At 34.1% G+C, this 17084-nt stretch carries 15 protein-coding genes and 3 tRNA genes; 14 read left to right on the top strand and 4 right to left on the bottom strand.

Features of this window, described 5'->3' with window-relative positions:
* Window positions 1–77: 77 nt before the first annotated feature.
* Entirely contained in the window at window positions 78–551 is a 474-nt protein-coding gene (locus AC3WRL_RS19885; protein ID WP_214828755.1) for a hypothetical protein, read from the top strand.
* Between the two features lie 11 nt (window positions 552–562).
* The gene (locus AC3WRL_RS19880; protein WP_200244190.1) at window positions 563–748 is read left to right on the top strand and encodes a DUF6496 domain-containing protein; all 186 of its coding nucleotides are present in this window, start codon (window positions 563–565) and stop codon (window positions 746–748) included.
* An 87-nt stretch (window positions 749–835) separates the two neighbouring features.
* Here the strand turns inward: AC3WRL_RS19880 and glgP are convergent, their stop codons facing one another.
* A complete protein-coding gene (glgP, locus tag AC3WRL_RS19875) occupies window positions 836–2497 on the bottom strand; it encodes an alpha-glucan family phosphorylase (protein WP_492331098.1) in 1662 nt (553 codons plus the stop codon).
* Window positions 2498–2697: 200 nt separating this feature from the next.
* Here glgP and AC3WRL_RS19870 point away from each other — a divergent pair, with 200 nt between their 5' ends.
* The 5 genes from AC3WRL_RS19870 (at window position 2698) to AC3WRL_RS19850 (ending at window position 9391) form a co-directional block, all read left to right on the top strand.
* On the top strand, window positions 2698–3495 hold the full coding sequence (locus tag AC3WRL_RS19870) for a hypothetical protein (protein WP_214828760.1): 798 nt from the start codon (window positions 2698–2700) through the stop codon (window positions 3493–3495).
* Window positions 3496–3658: 163 nt separating this feature from the next.
* Entirely contained in the window at window positions 3659–5746 is a 2088-nt protein-coding gene (locus AC3WRL_RS19865; protein ID WP_492331097.1) for an FIDD domain-containing protein, read from the top strand.
* 70 nt (window positions 5747–5816) lie between these two features.
* Complete coding sequence (locus AC3WRL_RS19860) at window positions 5817–6407, top strand: DUF1572 family protein (protein WP_492331096.1); 591 nt, start codon at window positions 5817–5819, stop codon at window positions 6405–6407.
* 66 nt (window positions 6408–6473) lie between these two features.
* Complete coding sequence (gene mtaB, locus AC3WRL_RS19855) at window positions 6474–7820, top strand: tRNA (N(6)-L-threonylcarbamoyladenosine(37)-C(2))-methylthiotransferase MtaB (protein WP_214828769.1); 1347 nt, start codon at window positions 6474–6476, stop codon at window positions 7818–7820.
* A gap of 53 nt (window positions 7821–7873) precedes the next feature.
* Window positions 7874–9391: an FMN-binding glutamate synthase family protein gene (locus tag AC3WRL_RS19850; protein ID WP_214828786.1), complete on the top strand. Its 1518-nt coding sequence runs from the start codon at window positions 7874–7876 to the stop codon at window positions 9389–9391.
* A gap of 70 nt (window positions 9392–9461) precedes the next feature.
* Here the strand turns inward: AC3WRL_RS19850 and AC3WRL_RS19845 are convergent, their stop codons facing one another.
* Window positions 9462–10211 carry a hypothetical protein gene (locus AC3WRL_RS19845; protein WP_214828789.1) on the bottom strand — a complete coding sequence of 250 codons (750 nt, stop codon included), beginning with the start codon at window positions 10209–10211 and terminating at the stop codon, window positions 9462–9464.
* Window positions 10212–10265: 54 nt separating this feature from the next.
* Here AC3WRL_RS19845 and AC3WRL_RS19840 point away from each other — a divergent pair, with 54 nt between their 5' ends.
* On the top strand, window positions 10266–10709 hold the full coding sequence (locus AC3WRL_RS19840; protein ID WP_214828792.1) for an RNA-binding S4 domain-containing protein: 444 nt from the start codon (window positions 10266–10268) through the stop codon (window positions 10707–10709).
* On the opposite strand, the gene AC3WRL_RS19835 is transcribed toward AC3WRL_RS19840, so the two are convergent.
* On the bottom strand, window positions 10704–11219 hold the full coding sequence (locus tag AC3WRL_RS19835) for a shikimate kinase (protein ID WP_214828795.1): 516 nt from the start codon (window positions 11217–11219) through the stop codon (window positions 10704–10706). The two genes, AC3WRL_RS19840 and AC3WRL_RS19835, sit on opposite strands and share 6 nt — an antisense overlap.
* A gap of 116 nt (window positions 11220–11335) precedes the next feature.
* On the opposite strand from AC3WRL_RS19835, the gene AC3WRL_RS19830 reads away from it, so the two are divergent.
* The 3 genes from AC3WRL_RS19830 to AC3WRL_RS19820 all read left to right on the top strand — a co-directional run bounded on the left by AC3WRL_RS19830 (window position 11336) and on the right by AC3WRL_RS19820 (window position 11666).
* Window positions 11336–11408 (top strand) — tRNA-Lys (locus AC3WRL_RS19830).
* A 35-nt stretch (window positions 11409–11443) separates the two neighbouring features.
* Window positions 11444–11526, top strand: a tRNA-Leu gene (locus tag AC3WRL_RS19825).
* 67 nt (window positions 11527–11593) lie between these two features.
* Window positions 11594–11666, top strand: a tRNA-Lys gene (locus tag AC3WRL_RS19820).
* Between the two features lie 97 nt (window positions 11667–11763).
* On the opposite strand, the gene panC is transcribed toward AC3WRL_RS19820, so the two are convergent.
* Window positions 11764–12612, bottom strand: coding sequence for a pantoate--beta-alanine ligase (panC, locus tag AC3WRL_RS19815; protein ID WP_214828804.1), 849 nt, complete (start codon window positions 12610–12612; stop codon window positions 11764–11766).
* Between the two features lie 171 nt (window positions 12613–12783).
* On the opposite strand from panC, the gene AC3WRL_RS19810 reads away from it, so the two are divergent.
* Genes AC3WRL_RS19810 through glmS form a run of 3 tightly spaced genes read left to right on the top strand, consistent with a single transcriptional unit; the run spans window position 12784 to window position 17002 of the window.
* Complete coding sequence (locus AC3WRL_RS19810) at window positions 12784–13554, top strand: glycogen/starch synthase (RefSeq protein WP_214828806.1); 771 nt, start codon at window positions 12784–12786, stop codon at window positions 13552–13554.
* An 11-nt stretch (window positions 13555–13565) separates the two neighbouring features.
* Complete coding sequence (locus AC3WRL_RS19805) at window positions 13566–15122, top strand: DUF4270 family protein (RefSeq protein WP_214828808.1); 1557 nt, start codon at window positions 13566–13568, stop codon at window positions 15120–15122.
* Window positions 15123–15148: 26 nt separating this feature from the next.
* Window positions 15149–17002, top strand: coding sequence for a glutamine--fructose-6-phosphate transaminase (isomerizing) (glmS, locus tag AC3WRL_RS19800; RefSeq protein ID WP_214828810.1), 1854 nt, complete (start codon window positions 15149–15151; stop codon window positions 17000–17002).
* Window positions 17003–17084 lie beyond the last annotated feature (82 nt).

The following is a 17084-nucleotide window of genomic DNA, read 5'->3' as shown; positions in this document are numbered from 1 at the left end:
GCACAAAAAAGCTTTTTTAGATAAGGCTTTGGCAAAAAAATTGGATGTATTATATAAATCAAGCTAAAATAATAATTATGGAAACGAATGCATTCAATCAGAAATTAAACCGTTATGTTTTGAACGATCAAATCGTATACACAGGGTTTTCTAGCTTTAAAGATGCTGAGGGATGTGCTCAGAAAAAAGGAGGAACTTTAGTAGAAGTAAGTTTTAAAGATGGAAATGACAACCCTCAGATTTCAGAAGAAGCAGGTTTAATAGAAAAAAAACTTCATTATTACGTAGATGCTGGTGATGAATATAAATTCATTCATTCCTCGGATCCTGGATTTAAGAAATATGCAGAAGAATTGCAAAAAATAAAGGCTAAAAATGATAAAACGAGTCCGGAAGAAAGGTATTTCGCCAATTTTGAAATTGAAAATATGGAAGATCCGATTATTGTGATCAAAAATGATCGACTGGAATCGGTTACTTCAAGAGAACGTTCAAAGTATTTGAAACATGCTAAAGTTTATGAATTAGGGGTTTCCCTGCCAAAATCTTAAAAAATAATATGATGAGCAAGACAAAATATTCAGACAAAGCTCAAGACAAAGTAGGAAAAGTAATGCACGAATTCAAAGAGGGTAAATTAAAATCCTCTTCTGGAAAGAAAGTAACCAGTCAAAAACAAGCGGTTGCCATTGGTATTTCAGAGGCCAGAGAAAAAGGTTTAAAAGTGCCTAAGAAGAAAAAGGATTAAGTCAAATAAAAACGTGGAATTTTCCACGTTTTTTGTTTAATTTTTTGGCGTTTAATTTTTTACTCCTTTATAATTTGTAGCCTAATCCTACTGGTGATTATAAAGGATCTTGTAGTATTCATCGGCCATTCTATCACTATTGAATTGATTTTTAACATCTTCCATTGCATTGTATTGAATTTTTCTCCACGCGTTTGTATTGTTATAATAAGTTGGGATAATATCATTCTCCAGAATCTCATATAATTTATTTAGATCATAAGTATCCTGTTCGTAAATGCTCATATTCATGTAGTCGACTTTTGGAACTACAAAAGAGTTTTCTTTATGCTTTGCAAATTCAGGAATCCATCCATCATCTGTTGAAAGATTTACGGAGCCATTCATTGCGGCGGTCATGCCTGAAGTTCCTGATGCTTCCCTGGGAACTCTTGGATTGTTAAGCCATAGATCTGAACCTTGTTTTAAAGATTTACTTAAAGAGAGCTCATAGCCAGTTAAAACAGCCATATTCTTATGGTTATTGCTTTCTTCAACAAGGGTATTAAAGGTGGAAATTGCAGTGTAATCCATTGGGTAAGGCTTTCCTGCCCATATAATTTGAACCGGATATTTAGGATTGTTTAATAATTTGTAAAATCTGTCTTTATCATGTAAAAGTAAATCAGCTCGTTTATATCCTGCAAACCTTCTTGCCCAAACAATTGTAAAGATATTTGGATCGAATAAATTTCCGGTTTGATCTGCAACGATCTTGAAAAGTCTCTTTTTTAAATATTTTTTACGATAATCGAATACCGTTTCGTCTCTTTCGTCTTTAGCGTTATAAAGTCGTTTATCGGCCCAGTATTTAAATTCCTGTGCATTGGTGATTGACTTAATCTCACAAATTCCAGGATATTTACTCCACATCGCTCTTGAAACAACCCCATGCAGCTGAGAAACTCCATTGGCTACTTTAGCCATCTGCAGCGCACAAAGTGAATGATTAAAACGATCATCCTGAGCTCCTTCAATGCTTTTTGCTTCCTCCATGCTGAAATCAGAGAAATAGGACATGTCATAACATAATTTCAGATTATGTTTTTCATTTCCTGCTTCTTCGGGTGTATGGGTTGTAAAGACCAGTTTTTCCTTTACTTTGTTTAGGTCTCCCTTGTATTTTTTTAGTAAATAGAATGCTGCAGGAAGAGCATGTGCTTCATTAAGATGATAAATATCCCTATCAAGATTCATTTCATCCAGTAATTTTGCGCCTCCTTTTCCTAATAAAATGTATTGTGCCAGTTTGGTCGATTCGTTGGCATCATATAGTTTGTGGCAGATGGTCTTTGAAACGTGATCATTTTCAGGAACATCTGTAGATAAAAAAAACATGGGTGCAGTATGAAATGTTTCTGGATCCAGATACCAGACTTTTACCCAAACTGGCGCACTATGGATTTCTATTTGAAATTTTATTCCCGTATCTTCAAGGAAACTGTACATTTTTTTTGTCCATACGGGCTGTAATGTCTGATCATGATTTCTAGCTTGATCATAATATCCGAATTTCCAGAGAATACCTATTCCTATAAAATCCTGTTTCAGATTATAAGCACTTCTCATATGAGAACCAGCAAGGAAACCGAGACCTCCGGAATAGATCTTTAAAACTTGCTCGAGAGCAAATTCCATAGAAAAATAGGCTACTTTCTTCGTATATTGAGGATTGATGTTAAAGGGTATTTTAAAATTTTTAAAATCCATGAACCAGAGTTTTAGATTAGATAGCCAAAGGTATTGATAATGAAAATAAACTCTACATTAATTATTTAACAAATTATTTTTAAAAGTATCTGTTGAATAGTTTTTTTACTTACCTTTAAGTGTAATTTTTTGATAATCAAAAACTTCTCGAATAAAACTATAGGTTTCATGTTTTATTAACAATAATAAAAACGAAGAGGATGAAAAAGGTATTTTCAGATGAAGATTTAATCAAGAATCTAAGCTTATATTACCTGAATCGACATTTGAAAAAAAAGCCGATAGAGAAGTATCATCGTAAAATAGATGAATCACAACTTCATGATCGGGAAAAATATAAGAAAAAATCAGAAATTTTACTGCTGAATTCGTTTATGCATCATTTCCCTGATGTTAAGTTTGAAAATCTTACCTGTGAAAGCCCCGATTTTATCGCTAATTTGAATGATAAAAAAATTGGGATCGAGCTAACAGAGGTGATCAATCATTTGGAAATGAAGAAGATTGAAAGTAATTTGAACAAGATTTTCCGTCAGGCTGAAATATTATTAGAACAAGAAGACACTACGAAATATCGTGGTGTTTATTTTTTAGAATTTCACTCGGATTTTAAATTTGATATCTTGGAGGAGCAACAGGAAAGTATTTTATCCATTTACAAAAGCATAAAAAAAAATAAGCCGGTAGGCTGTGTGAAAAGTCTTAGAAAATCTTCGCACCGTAGAAATGTTTTTATTACTCACGAATACAGTATGAATTTATTTGATGAGCTTTGTTCTGATAAGATCTTGGAATTAATTGAAAAGAAAAATGAAAAATTTCCCTATTATGACACTTCTGTAGACGAATGTTGGTTGGTCATCGTTTCCGATATGAACTCTATTGCATCACGATATACTTTTATTCAGGATAAGGAACATCTCAATGAAGTAAAAAGTCCATTTCATAAAATTTTTCATCTTGAAAATCTTTGTGGAAATATGACGAGTATAAAATAATCGCCACAAACACCCTTTAATATTCAATAAATTCTTCATTTAATCGAAGTTAATTTACGATTTTAACATTTTTATTATTTTTAATTAAATAATAAGTATATTTGATATATGTGTTGTGTATTGATTTAATTATTGATTAATTTTTAACAAAAACATGTATTTTATGAAGAAAAATCTACTTATTGCTTTCTTGCTTATATCACAAATTTTCTTTTCTCAGGCTGATTGTGTAACTGCAATCGCAGTTTGTGGTAATGCAAATATAACATACACTCCTTCAGGTCCCGGTGCCATAAATGAAACCCTTGGTGGTTGTTTACAGGTTGAAAATAATTCAACCTGGTATTCATTTACAATTGCTACAGGTGGTACCCTTACATTTGAAATTAACCCAACAGGTCCTGTAGATTACGACTGGGCTATTTATGGACCTAACAAAACCTGTGCTACAAAAGGAACACCTATCAGATGTTCTTCAAACGATGGAACTATTGCGGGTTATCCAACAGGTATGAATATGACCGCAACAGATACAAGTGAAGGACCCGGATTTGGAGATGGTTTCGTTAAATATTTGGACGTATTACCAGGGGAGACCTATTTTTTATATGTTGATAATTTTTCAACAACGGTCTTTACTTTTAATTTAGTTTGGGGTGGAACAGCTACTTTAGCATCTCCATTTACTGATCCTTTAATACAGCCTCATCCCTTTAATCCACCTGGAATTCCTGCGGCTAATCCAGCAGATCCAAGAGAAATAATTGTATGTTCAAATCCTGCAGTTTTTGATTTCAGTACCTTATCAACAGGTATTCTTAATGGAAATCCAAACTTTAATATTACCTATCATACCACTCAAAATGATGCATTAAGTGGAAATAATGCTATCTTAACTCCAATTACTATTAATACAGCAACCACTTATTACTATAGTATCAGCTATACAGATCCGGCAAATCCAAACAATCCTATTAATAAATGTAGGCAGACAGGAAATTTTAAATTCAAAGATGGAACGATTACAGGCAATGATGTAACATTAACTGCCTGTAATAACAACAACATGGGAACAGCGGTATTCGACCTGACGAGTGCTAATGTTATTGGTCTTCCAAATGTTACCAAAAAGTACTATCTGACGATGAATGATCTTAATGCGGGAACTAATGAAATTATAAACCCAAGTGCTTATATATCTTCTGCAGGGGTTGTGTATGTAAAGATAACTTCTCAGTTTGGATGTATTGCAGTAGCAAAAATTACATTAAATTTTTATTCTCCTATTGTTGTACAGGAAGCCACTTTAAGATCATGCTTTATTGAAACTAATCCTTCGACAGCTTCATTTAATCTTACTGTCGCTCTTGTAACACCTACAGGTCCTGTAGGGTTGACTAAAAAATATTATCCTTCTCTAACAGATGCTATAAATGGAACTAATCAAATTGCGACTCCCGCAGCATATATTGCCCCAAATGGTGTTGTCTATGTGCGAGTATCCAATTCAAACAATTGTTTCACCGTTGCAAAAATTACTTTAATTGTTTTGCCACCAGTAAAATCCAGTGTTCTGGTTGATAAGATCATCTGTATGGAGGATACCACAACATTGGATGCGGGGCCGGGCTTTGCTTCCTATCTATGGAGTACGGGTGCTATAACTCAAGCAATCACAAATGTATCAGTTGGAACATATTGGGTTAAACTAAAAACTGGTGAATGCATTACAACCCAGACCGTGAAAGTATATCCTACCGAGCAGCCTGTAATATCAAATGTAGATATCTCAACGAATACCATTACTGTAAATGTTGTAGGGGGAACTCCAGCTTATAAATATTCACTTGATAATATCACTTGGCAGGATTCTAATGTATTTAACAATGTTCCTAGGGGAGACTGTCATATTTATGTAAAAGATATATATGATTGTGAACCTATTGATATTACAGTAACAGTGCCGAACCTGGTGAATGTAATTACACCTAATAGTGATGGTATCAATGATATGATCGATTATTCTGCACTGGCTCACAAGCAAAACTTAATATTGAATATTTTCGATAGATATGGCAATAAAGTTCATCAGGCAGATAAAACAAATGGCTATAAATGGGATGGAACAACCAACGGAAGTAAAAAAGTTCCGACTGGAACCTATTGGTATTCTGTAACCTGGAGTGAGAATGATAAGAAAAATACTCCTGTTAAATTCTCTAGTTGGATCATGGTGAAAAATAGAGAGTAGTGCTAAAACAAGATAAAGCCATCTTAACAAAAGATGGTTTTATCTTTAAAGTTTTTATTAACTTTAAAGTATGAAAGAACTATTTATCAAACGTTTCGAATATTATAAATCTCTTGGAGATAAGTCTTTTGAACAATTATCAGATGAACAAATGTTTTGGCAGTATAATGTTGAAAGTAATTCAATTGCAGTTATTGTAAAACATATTGCAGGAAATATGATTTCAAGATGGACAAATTTCCTTACGGAAGATGGAGAAAAACCGGGGCGGAAACGTGATGAAGAATTTGTAAATACCTTTAAAACAAAACAAGAAGCAATTGGTTTTTGGGAAGCAGGTTGGAAATGTCTTTTTGATGCTTTGAACCAAATTAATGAAGAAAACTTGTATACTACTATTTATATAAGAGGTGAGGGACATTTGGTTATAGATGCTGTTTTTCGCCAGCTGGCTCATTATCCTTATCATATAGGACAGATCGTTTACATTGCAAAAATGATGAAAAATAATGATTGGAACACACTTTCTATTGCAAGAAATAAATCTCAGGAATTTAATGAAGAAATAAAGAATAAACTTGAGGGCGAAGGTCTAAATTCTAATTCTTCACCTGTTTGTTTCGAAAATAATCATGAGGTAAGAGAAGAATATAAACAATAGACTGAATCGATTCAGAGTTTTTATTTAAATTACTATCTTTGCACCCATAAAATTCAGGACTACTCAATGTCAAATTTTCACAAAACTGCCGCATTTCATACCCTTGGCTGCAAATTAAATTTTGCAGAAACTTCTACTATTGCCCGTCAATTAACAGATGCAGGTTATGATAAGGTGAGTTTTGATGATAAGGCAAATGTGTATGTTATCAATACTTGTTCAGTAACTGAAAATGCAGACCGTGAATGTAAACTTCATGTAAAAAGAGCAATGAAGGCTAATCCTGAAGGGTTAGTAGTCATTGTTGGATGTTATGCGCAGTTAAAACCCGAAGAGATCTCGCAGATAAATGGGGTAGATTTGGTTCTTGGAGCCAAGGAAAAGTTCAATATTTTAAGTTATCTGGACGATTTAGAAAAGTCGGAAAGTAACGGTCTTGTCCACTCTTGTGAAATCGAAGAAACAGATTTTTTTATTGGAAGCTATTCTATAGGGGATAGAACCAGAGCTTTCTTAAAAGTTCAGGATGGGTGTGATTATAAATGTACATACTGTACCATTCCTTTAGCCAGAGGGATCTCACGATCAGATACGATAGAAAATGTTCTGACTAATGCTAAGGAAATTGCTGGAAGAGATATTAAAGAAATTGTTCTAACAGGAGTTAATATCGGTGATTATGGGAAAGGTGAATTTGGAAATAAAAGACACGAACATACTTTTCTGGATCTGATCTCTGAACTCGATCAGGTTGATGGTATCGAGAGGATACGTATTTCCTCCATTGAACCTAATCTTCTGAAAGATGAAAGTATTGAATTGGTCTCAAAAAGCAGAAGTTTTGTTCCTCACTTCCATATTCCTTTACAGTCAGGATGCGATGATTTATTGAAAAAAATGAAACGTCGTTATTTAACCAAGTTGTATAAGGACAGAGTAAATAAAATTCGTGAGGTTATGCCTCATGCTGCGATTGGTGTTGATGTAATTGTAGGTTTTCCAGGTGAAACTGAGGAAAAATTTATGGAAACATATAACTTCCTGAATGAACTTCCTATCAGCTATCTGCATGTATTTACTTATTCTGAAAGAGAAAATACCGAAGCAGCGGAAATGAAGGATATTGTTCCTATTCCTGAAAGGAAAAAACGCAATAAGATGTTGCGTATTCTTTCCGAAAAGAAAAAGATGTCATTTTATCAGACTCAGCTTGGGAAAACGCTTCCTATACTCTGGGAGCATGAAAATAAAGACGGCAAGATGTTCGGCTTCACAGAAAATTATGTGAGAGTGCAGAAAGATTTTGATCAGGCATCTGTAAACCAAATAGAATTTCTAAATTTAGAAAAAATCCTGTCAGATGGCACGGTTTCTGTGCAGTCATCTTACGAAAGTTTTTTAGCAAAAGCATAGTCTCTTTGCAAAATTTCTACTAAATTTATTTTAACTTTTAAATACAACATTCTATGAGAGATAAGTTTTTATCTTGGGGAATTGTATTAGTAATTGCTACATGGATTATAGCTTTACTAATCAGAGCGCATTATTGGATCCCAATTCTGCTATCGGCAATCTATGCATTAGGTGTATATAATACCTATCAGTCAAAACATGCAATACTGAGGAATTTTCCGGTACTAGGTTATTTCCGGTATTTTTTTGAAGATATCTCTCCGGAAATGCAGCAGTATTTTATTGAACGGGAAACTGATGGGAAGCCATTTCCCAGAAACCAGCGTTCTGCTGTTTACAGACGTGCCAAAAACTTAAGTGATACCGTTCCATTTGGAACTCAGCTGGAAGTTAATCATAGAAAATATGAAGGAATAAAGCATTCGATCTACGCAAAGTCTCCTTCTGAAGAGCTACCAAGAGTCTGGGTAGGCGGGGAACAATGTTCACAGCCTTACCATGCTTCTTTATTCAATATTTCAGCAATGAGTTTTGGAGCATTGAGTGACAGAGCACAAATTTCGTTAAACAGAGGTGCTAAAAAAGGAGGCTTTTATCATAATACAGGTGAAGGAGGAATTTCTCCACATCATTTAGAAGGCGGGGATCTCTGCTGGCAGATTGGGACTGGATATTTTGGATGTCGAGATGAAGAAGGAAAGTTTAATCCTGACTTATTTGCTAAGTATTCAACGATGCCGACTGTGAAAATGATTGAGATCAAATTATCTCAGGGCGCAAAGCCTGGACATGGAGGTGTTTTGCCGGGGGTGAAAAATACACCTGAAATTGCAAAAATAAGACACGTTACTCCAGGAATGACTATTATTTCTCCACCGTCACATTCTGCGTTTTCTAATGCTGCAGGACTTTTAAGGTTTGTGGAACAATTAAGGAACCTCTCAGGAGGGAAACCAGTTGGTTTTAAATTGTGTATTGGTGATACAAAGGAATTTGAAGATATCTGTGTTCAGATGAATGTGTTGAAGATCTATCCTGATTTTATTACAATAGATGGAGCTGAGGGTGGAACAGGAGCTGCACCTCCGGAATTTTCTGATGGAGTAGGAATGCCATTAGAGCCCGCATTGATTTTCGTAAATAAAACACTTAATAACTATAACGTAAGAAATAAATTAAGAGTTATTGCCAGCGGTAAAGTTTTGACAAGTTTAGATATTTTAAGAGCAGTTGCTATGGGAGCTGATATGTGTAATAATGCCAGAGGGTTTATGTTTTCTTTAGGTTGTATTCAGGCTTTAAGATGTAATACTAATAACTGTCCAACTGGTGTTGCGACTCAGGATAAGATGCTGATTAAAGGATTGGATGTTACAGATAAAAGTGAGAGAGTATATCATTTTCACAAAAATACCCTTCACACTTGTAATGAGTTAATTGCAGCTGCGGGCAGAAGTTCTTATGAAGAGGTTGATGCTTCTATGTTTATGAGAGGTGATGAATTTGATCATTTGGCTGATCTTTATTTCCCGGATATTTTAGGGAATGTAAGACAAAAAGCAAGACTTTAAAATAAATAAAAAGCGCTTCAATTTAATTGAAGCGCTTTTTATTTATTTGTATGCTTTATAGAGCATTAATTTACTCGTCTACAGGTCTTGTTGTTGTATTGTAAACTTGGAAATTAAAGATAAATGTTCTGTTTTGAAGAGAATATCCGGTGTAATTATAGTGTGCATCCCTTCCAAAAGCAGCTCTTGAAGGAACTAAGATAACTCCCTGTAGGTTATATGGAGCCTCATCTGCTAAAGCTGGAGAAGCAGCTTTAAAGTATTTTAATCCTTCTTGAAAACCTTCAATTTCATAAAACTTTCTGTCTTTAGCAGCATCCGTTGTTGCATCCTTTAAAACTTGTTTCTTAACATAATACCACATAGGATCTACCAAGGGAGATCCAGATCCATTAATTGTATTAACCAGATAAGGAACTGTAGGAGAAATTGTAAGTGAAACTGTGCCATCAGTATTTACAGCAAGGTAATTGCCTGCTCTAACCATCATTTTTAGGTTATCAGTAGCACCAATTGCTTTCCCCGGAGTAGGTTGAGCACCTGCTCTTACAATATAGATTACTCCTGAAGGAAGTTTTACCGGATTTAGCTCAGCTAGTTTTTTCTCATGATCATCAATAGTATCAGTGGCGCTGAAAGCTTTTACATTTCCTTGGGTATCCAAATAGTTATCATTTAAGAATTTTTGGATCGCCTGATCATCATAAGTGTTTCGAACTGCAACGTCATCGGGTTCTACAAATGTTTGTGGATCGTCATCTTTTTTACAAGCTGAAAAACATAAAGATCCTGCAAGGATATATAAAAATATTTTTTTCATTTCAAAAACTTTAATTACTTTACAAATAATATAACGGCAAAAGTATAAAAAATTATGAGAATAGATAAATTTTTATGGAGCATTCGTTTTTATAAAACGAGAACTGTTGCAACTGAGGAGATTAAAAAGAACAGAGTTTCTATTGGAGACGCTGTTGTAAAGTCTTCTAAGGAGGTAAAAGAAGGTGATGTAATAAAAATCCGTAAAAATCAGGTAGACTATAAAATTAAAGTAATTCAGATTCCTAAAAGCCGGATTGGGGCAAAATTAGTATCTCTTCATATCAAAGATGTCACAGACAAAGAACAATATGAACTGCTTAAACTACGCAAAATGTCTCAGGACTATTACAGAAATAGAGGCGAAGGAAGACCTACTAAAAAAGATAGAAGAGACATGGACGGATATGTTGAAAATGATATTGCTTCAGATTTTACAGACTGGGACGACTTTTTTGGTGAAAACAGTGAAATAGAAGATAAAGAGGAAAAATCATAGATAAAGTTTTTCAATGATTTCATTTACGATATCGTCAGGCTCTCTTGAGTCTGTATTTACACTTATCAAAGCTTTATTATAATATTCATTTCTTTCAAATAAATGCTTGGCAATAAATTCAGGGAGGTTTTCATCAGAGATATTGGCTATTATAGGCCTTTTCTCTTTTTGTTTTGAAAGCCTTTCTGTTAATGTGCCAATAGAAGCTTTTAAAAAGATGCTTTTAGAATTGTTATTGATGATCTCCATATTATTATAGTAAACAGGAGTTCCTCCACCCAGACTTAAAATAAGATTTTCCTCGGTGGCCAGTATTTCTTCCAGAGTTTCTCTTTCCAGCTTTCTAAAGTAGATTTCTCCCTTTTTTTCGAAGATTTCGGGAATGGTTGATTTATTTCGCCTGGAAATCTCTTTATCTAGGTCAATTAATTTAAAATTTATTTTTTCGCTTAAAATTTTGGAAATGTGTGATTTGCCACAACCCATGTATCCGACTAGTGAAATTATCATGAAATATTTTTAAACAAATTTGCGAAAAAGTTTTGAGAAATTAAAAAAAGTTATATCTTTGCACCACTTAAAACAAGGGACATTACTTAAATGAAAATTGTTTAAAATAAGTGGCCGACTCGGTAGCTCAGCTGGTAGAGCAATACACTTTTAATGTATGGGTCCTGGGTTCGAATCCCAGCCGGGTCACTAGCAAAAATTTTACTAGATTCTGTAATTTTTTTGCCTGCGTGGTGAAATTGGTAGACACGCCATCTTGAGGGGGTGGTTTCCTAAGGATGTGCTGGTTCGAGTCCAGTCGCAGGCACTGCAAAGAAAATGTGAATTTTGGATTATTATTAATTTAAAATTTGTAAATTAGAAATTTAATGACCGACTCGGTAGCTCAGCTGGTAGAGCAATACACTTTTAATGTATGGGTCCTGGGTTCGAATCCCAGCCGGGTCACAAGTTTACTGAAAAGTAAATTTTTTTCATATTAATATTTTGTGATTTGGTGTTCAAAGGCTTCCTTCCGGAAGCCTTTGATTTTTTATGTTGGTTCTTAATCCAAATGCATATTGTCTATTAATCTTACACCATCTACTATGACAACAATAAAGGCTCTGTATGATTTGTCTTTATAAAAGAAATCAGTTTCCTTTAATGTGTGCTCATCGGCAATCATAAAATATTCAAGCTTCATACCATGTTGCTGATCAAAAATATCATTAACTCTGTCTTTGATTTCAGGGACTGTGACTACACGGAACCAATCATTGACTTTTTTTAATGTAGCATAAATAATTTTTGATGCTTCTTTCCGATCTTCATGAAGTCGTTGATTCCTTGAGCTTAGTGCAAGTCCATTTTCTGCTCTGTAAATAGGAACTCCCATAATTTTTATTGGAAGTTGTTTTTTCTCAACCATTTTTTTAATAATGGCTAATTGTTGAAAATCTTTCTCTCCAAAATAAGCATTGTCTGGTTGTATTTGTCTGAAAAGCTCTTCTACTACAGTACCCACACCATCAAAATGTCCAGGTCTTGATTTGCCTTCCATTTCATTTTCTAACCCGTCAAAATCATAATGTTGGCTTTGAGCTTTCTCAGGATAAATATCCACAATTTCAGGAATGTAAACAGCATCTACTAATCCGGAATTTTGTAAAATAAGTATATCTCTATTGATATCACGGGGATATTTTGCCAAATCGTCGGAGTTGTTGAACTGAGTAGGGTTCACAAAAATTGAAGAAATTACAAGATCATTTTCTTTTCTGGCCATTTCGTAGAGTGAAAGATGTCCATTATGCAGAGCTCCCATTGTTGGTGCGAACCCTATTTTTTTTCCCATTTCTTTCTGTCTCTCAATGAAATCCTGAAGTGTTTTTTTGTTTTTTAGAACTTCCATAGTTAATTTTAATACCAATTCAAAAATAGTAAAAATATCAGATAATAAAATGCGTTTTTGATAATTTGGAAAAGGTAATTATCGTAAAATAATGTTAATTAAAATAATGTTGGATGTTTTTTTGTAATTTTGCACATTAAAGCATTTTTACAAAAAATTAGATAGAAATTTATGCCGAATCAAAAAATACTGTACATTACTACAGAAATGTATCCATATCAGGAAGATACGAACATGGCTACTGTGGTAAACAAAATGGCACTTAAAATGCACAATGAAGGCAATGATGTAAGAGTTTTTATGCCAAGATTTGGACAAATAAGTGAAAGGAAGTTTCAACTTCATGAGGTTATCCGTCTTTCAGGAATGAATATTATCATTAATGATCTGGATCAGCCTTTAATAATTAAGGTAGCATCTCTTCCTGGAGAAAGACTTCAGGTATACTTCATAGATAATGAAGAGTATTTCAAAAGAAAACAATATTACTTTGAAGATGATGGCGTTGCTTTTGAAGATAATGATGAGAGAGCAATATTCTTTGCGAGAGGAGTAATAGAAACGATTAAAAAACTTAATTGGGTTCCAGACATTATTCATTTGAATGGATGGATGGCTTCTTTTGTTCCTATTTATCTTAAAACCTACTACAAATCCGATACTTACTTTAAAGACGCTAAAATTGTTCTTTCTTTATATAATGAGAAGGACGCTCCTCTAAATGATAAAATTGGAGAAAAATTAGAATTCGATAATATTTCGGGCTTAAAAGCGTTAGATAAGCCAAGCTTTCAAAGTTTTGTAATTGAAAGCATGAACTATGTTGATGGTGTTGTAAAAGGAGATGAATTTTTAGATGGAGAGCTCGATAAAGCATTCAACGAAACATCAACTTCTAAATCGGAATATCTTGATGTAGACTCTATAAACAAACTTTATTAAAAAGACATTTAATGACTCGTACTATTAAAAGAACTTTTGCCATACTTTCTCTGGCAATTTTCGGCAGTGTATTACTTTATAATTGTGAACCGGATCCGGATTCTTTAGGGGAACAATTATTTTTAGATGGAGCAGCTCATGGAAATGAAAAATCTTATGACCTTATTGCTTTTAACATCAAAAATAATGATACTATTAAAAGTGATGCTACTCAATTAGGAGCGGCTATTCTTGGTGCTTTTAATGAGGGACAGTTTGGAATGCAAAGGGCATCTTATGTTACACAGCTAAGATTATCTACCTATGATCCCGACTTTGGGACCAATGCTAAGGTAGATTCAGTGGTTTTGGTTTTGAAACCTACATATGCTTCGGATTCCCTTACGACGACTACAGATGAAAATTATGTTTATCCAGACGGGAATGTACCAGCAAAGAAAGAGGTAAAAACATATCCTATCAACAAATATGGTAGAACTAAAAAAACGCTTACTATTAATGTTAATGAAGTTACCGATTTCTTAAAAGCTGCTACAGATGAAGTTAAGTCCAATGCGACATTTGCTTATAATACCACTGTATTAGGCTCAAAAGAATTTAAAGGAACCATTAATACAGTTGCCATTACCAAAGATTCTGATAACAGTTCAATATTTACTACAACAACACCAGGTATAAGAATTCCATTAGATAATGCGAAGACATTATTTCAGGAAAAAATTATTGATAAAAAAGGAAAACCTGAGTTGGCAGATGCTTCTAACTTTATAAGACATTTCAGAGGTCTTAGAATCTCTGTTCAGGAGAGTGATGGATATTTATTCCAGTTTTCTCCTAATGATATGGAGTTAATCATGTATTACAAATATGATAAGACTGAAAATGGGACAACCACTAAGACACCCGCGACTTATGCATTTGCTTTAGGAGCTGGTAATACTCATGTTGGTCAATATGAATATAACAGAGTAGGATCTGCATTAGGTAATGCAGTAATTGGAAATACTGAAACAGGTGATGCAAAATTATTTGCTCAGGGAATGGGTGGTCCTTCTATTGGAGTGAAAATTCCTGATGCGGCAATCAATGATCTTAAAACATTATATCAAAAAAATAAAGCTGCTATTATTAGTGCTAAGATAAGAATCTACACTGATGCTTCAACGTGGAGTAATAATTATAAGAAACCAGTGTTGTTTACTTTCTTACAAAATGATAAAGAAAAAGCAACCGATCCAATAAAAACAGACTTTACCAGTGATGTGCTTACCCTAGCAGGTACTCCGAATTTTAGTATATATAAAGCCTATGATTTAGATAAAAATCCAGCTTACTATGACTTTGTTGTTACAAAATCAGTAAAAGATCTAGTTGAAGGAACATCAGTTAATACCTATAAATCTTTTAGAATTGATATTGGTGGTTTCCTATCTAAGTCAGATAATTCAGGTTTAGCAGGAGCTAAATACACATCAAGAGCATACACAGTGGATAGAGCTGTATTAGTAGGATCTGATATTAGCAATGCTAAAAAAATGCAGTTAAAAATTACATACGCGACAAAGTAAAATTTTAAAAATACACCAAATAAATTATGTGCGGAATAGTTGGATACACAGGCTTTCAAGATGCTTACGATGTAGTTATAAATGGTCTTAGAAGACTAGAATACAGAGGATATGACAGTGCAGGAATTGTTCTGGAAAAAGAGAATAATTCATTTGAAGTTGAAAAGACAAAAGGAAAAGTTGATGATCTTGTCAATATTTCGAGTCAACTAAAAGGTACTGCAAAAATGGGGATGGGGCACACCCGTTGGGCAACTCACGGAGTTCCAAGTGATAGAAATTCTCACCCGCATTTATCTAATAATAACAAAATTGCTATTATCCATAATGGAATCATTGAAAACTATGATACCATTAAAAAGATGCTTACTGAAAAGGGATTTACCTTCAGGTCTGAAACAGATACTGAGGTATTAGTAAATCTTATTCAGTATTTTATGGATATAAATGCTGGAATAGATTTTCCAACGGCTGTAAGGTATGCTTTGAATGAAGTATATGGAGCTTATGCTATTACGGTTATGCATGAAGATTATCCTGGCGTTTTAGTAGTTGGTAGATTAGGTTCTCCTTTAGCTATTGGAATTGGTGATAAAGAGTACTTTATTGCTTCTGATGCATCTCCTTTTGTAGAATTTACGAAAGAAGCGATCTACCTAGAAGAGGGGCATATGGCAACAATTTCCTTAGAAGGAGGGGTTGACATTAGAACGATCAAAGAGAATTCTAAAATAGAACCTGAAATTCAACAATTGAAATTGAACTTAGAGCAGATAGAGAAGGGGGGATATGAGCACTTCATGCTTAAGGAAATTTTCGAACAGCCTAAGTCCATTCACGATACAATGAGAGGAAGGTTACTTGTAGATGAGGGCGTAATAAAAATGGCAGGGATCTGGGATCATGTTGAAAAATTTAAGAATGCCAACAGAATAATTATAATTGCCTGTGGAACTTCTTGGCATGCTGGTCTTATAGGTGAATATCTTATAGAAGAATATGCAAGAATACCAGTTGAAGTAGAATATGCCTCAGAATTCAGATATAGAAATCCTATTATTACGGATAAAGATGTTGTAATTGCAATTTCTCAGTCTGGAGAAACAGCTGATACAATGGCTGCCTTAAAATTAGCTAAAGAAAAAGGAGCATTTATATATGGTATATGTAATGTAGTAGATTCATCTATTGCAAGAATTACGGATGCCGGCTCATATACACATGCTGGACCTGAGATTGGAGTAGCTTCAACAAAAGCTTTTACAGCTCAGCTTACGATTTTAACGTTGATAGCATTTAAACTAGGTAAACATAACGGTAACCTTGGAAATGCCGAATTCATGAGCCTTATTTCAGAATTGGATGCCATTCCAAAGAAAATAGAAGATGTCTTGAATTCTACACATGAATTAACACAGAGCATAGCTAAAGATTTCGTTGGAGTTCAGAATTTCTTATATCTAGGTAGAGGGTACAATTACCCTGCAGCCTTAGAAGGTGCTTTAAAATTGAAGGAAATTTCCTATATCCATGCAGAAGGGTATCCTGCTGCAGAAATGAAGCATGGCCCAATTGCTTTAATTGATGAAAATATGCCAATCGTTATTATTGCTCCTAAAAAGGGGCACTATGATAAGATTGTAAGTAATGTTCAGGAAATAAAGGCTAGAAAAGGGAAAGTGATTGCTGTTGTTAATAGAGGAGACAAACAGGTAAGTGAAATGGCAGACTATGTTATTGAGATTCCTGAGACGTCTGAATGCTTTTCTCCGATCGTTGCATCGGTGCCTTTACAACTCTTAGCTTATTACATTGCAGTATATAGAGGAGCCAATGTAGATCAGCCTAGAAACCTCGCTAAGTCGGTAACTGTAGAATAAAAATACTAGGAAATAAAATAAATTTAGATTTCTAGCGTTATTTCAAAAAAAATCTTAAAAGTTTCTTAAAAAAATTATATAT

The organism is Chryseobacterium sp. FW101-FHT12H09 (genome assembly GCF_058790395.1).
This window is presented reverse-complemented; position numbering and strand designations above follow the sequence as displayed.

Coding starts and splice junctions, on each gene's coding strand:
- AC3WRL_RS19840 (WP_214828792.1), top strand. CDS start 10,266: ATGAGAATAGATAAATTTTTATGGAGCATTCGTTTTTATAAAACGAGA.
- AC3WRL_RS19880 (WP_200244190.1), top strand. CDS start 563: ATGAGCAAGACAAAATATTCAGACAAAGCTCAAGACAAAGTAGGAAAA.
- AC3WRL_RS19860 (WP_492331096.1), top strand. CDS start 5,817: ATGAAAGAACTATTTATCAAACGTTTCGAATATTATAAATCTCTTGGA.
- AC3WRL_RS19835 (WP_214828795.1), bottom strand. CDS start 11,219: ATGATAATTTCACTAGTCGGATACATGGGTTGTGGCAAATCACACATT.
- glgP (WP_492331098.1), bottom strand. CDS start 2,497: ATGGATTTTAAAAATTTTAAAATACCCTTTAACATCAATCCTCAATAT.
- AC3WRL_RS19805 (WP_214828808.1), top strand. CDS start 13,566: ATGACTCGTACTATTAAAAGAACTTTTGCCATACTTTCTCTGGCAATT.
- AC3WRL_RS19870 (WP_214828760.1), top strand. CDS start 2,698: ATGAAAAAGGTATTTTCAGATGAAGATTTAATCAAGAATCTAAGCTTA.
- AC3WRL_RS19810 (WP_214828806.1), top strand. CDS start 12,784: ATGCCGAATCAAAAAATACTGTACATTACTACAGAAATGTATCCATAT.
- AC3WRL_RS19885 (WP_214828755.1), top strand. CDS start 78: ATGGAAACGAATGCATTCAATCAGAAATTAAACCGTTATGTTTTGAAC.
- AC3WRL_RS19850 (WP_214828786.1), top strand. CDS start 7,874: ATGAGAGATAAGTTTTTATCTTGGGGAATTGTATTAGTAATTGCTACA.
- AC3WRL_RS19845 (WP_214828789.1), bottom strand. CDS start 10,211: ATGAAAAAAATATTTTTATATATCCTTGCAGGATCTTTATGTTTTTCA.
- panC (WP_214828804.1), bottom strand. CDS start 12,612: ATGGAAGTTCTAAAAAACAAAAAAACACTTCAGGATTTCATTGAGAGA.
- mtaB (WP_214828769.1), top strand. CDS start 6,474: ATGTCAAATTTTCACAAAACTGCCGCATTTCATACCCTTGGCTGCAAA.
- glmS (WP_214828810.1), top strand. CDS start 15,149: ATGTGCGGAATAGTTGGATACACAGGCTTTCAAGATGCTTACGATGTA.
- AC3WRL_RS19865 (WP_492331097.1), top strand. CDS start 3,659: ATGAAGAAAAATCTACTTATTGCTTTCTTGCTTATATCACAAATTTTC.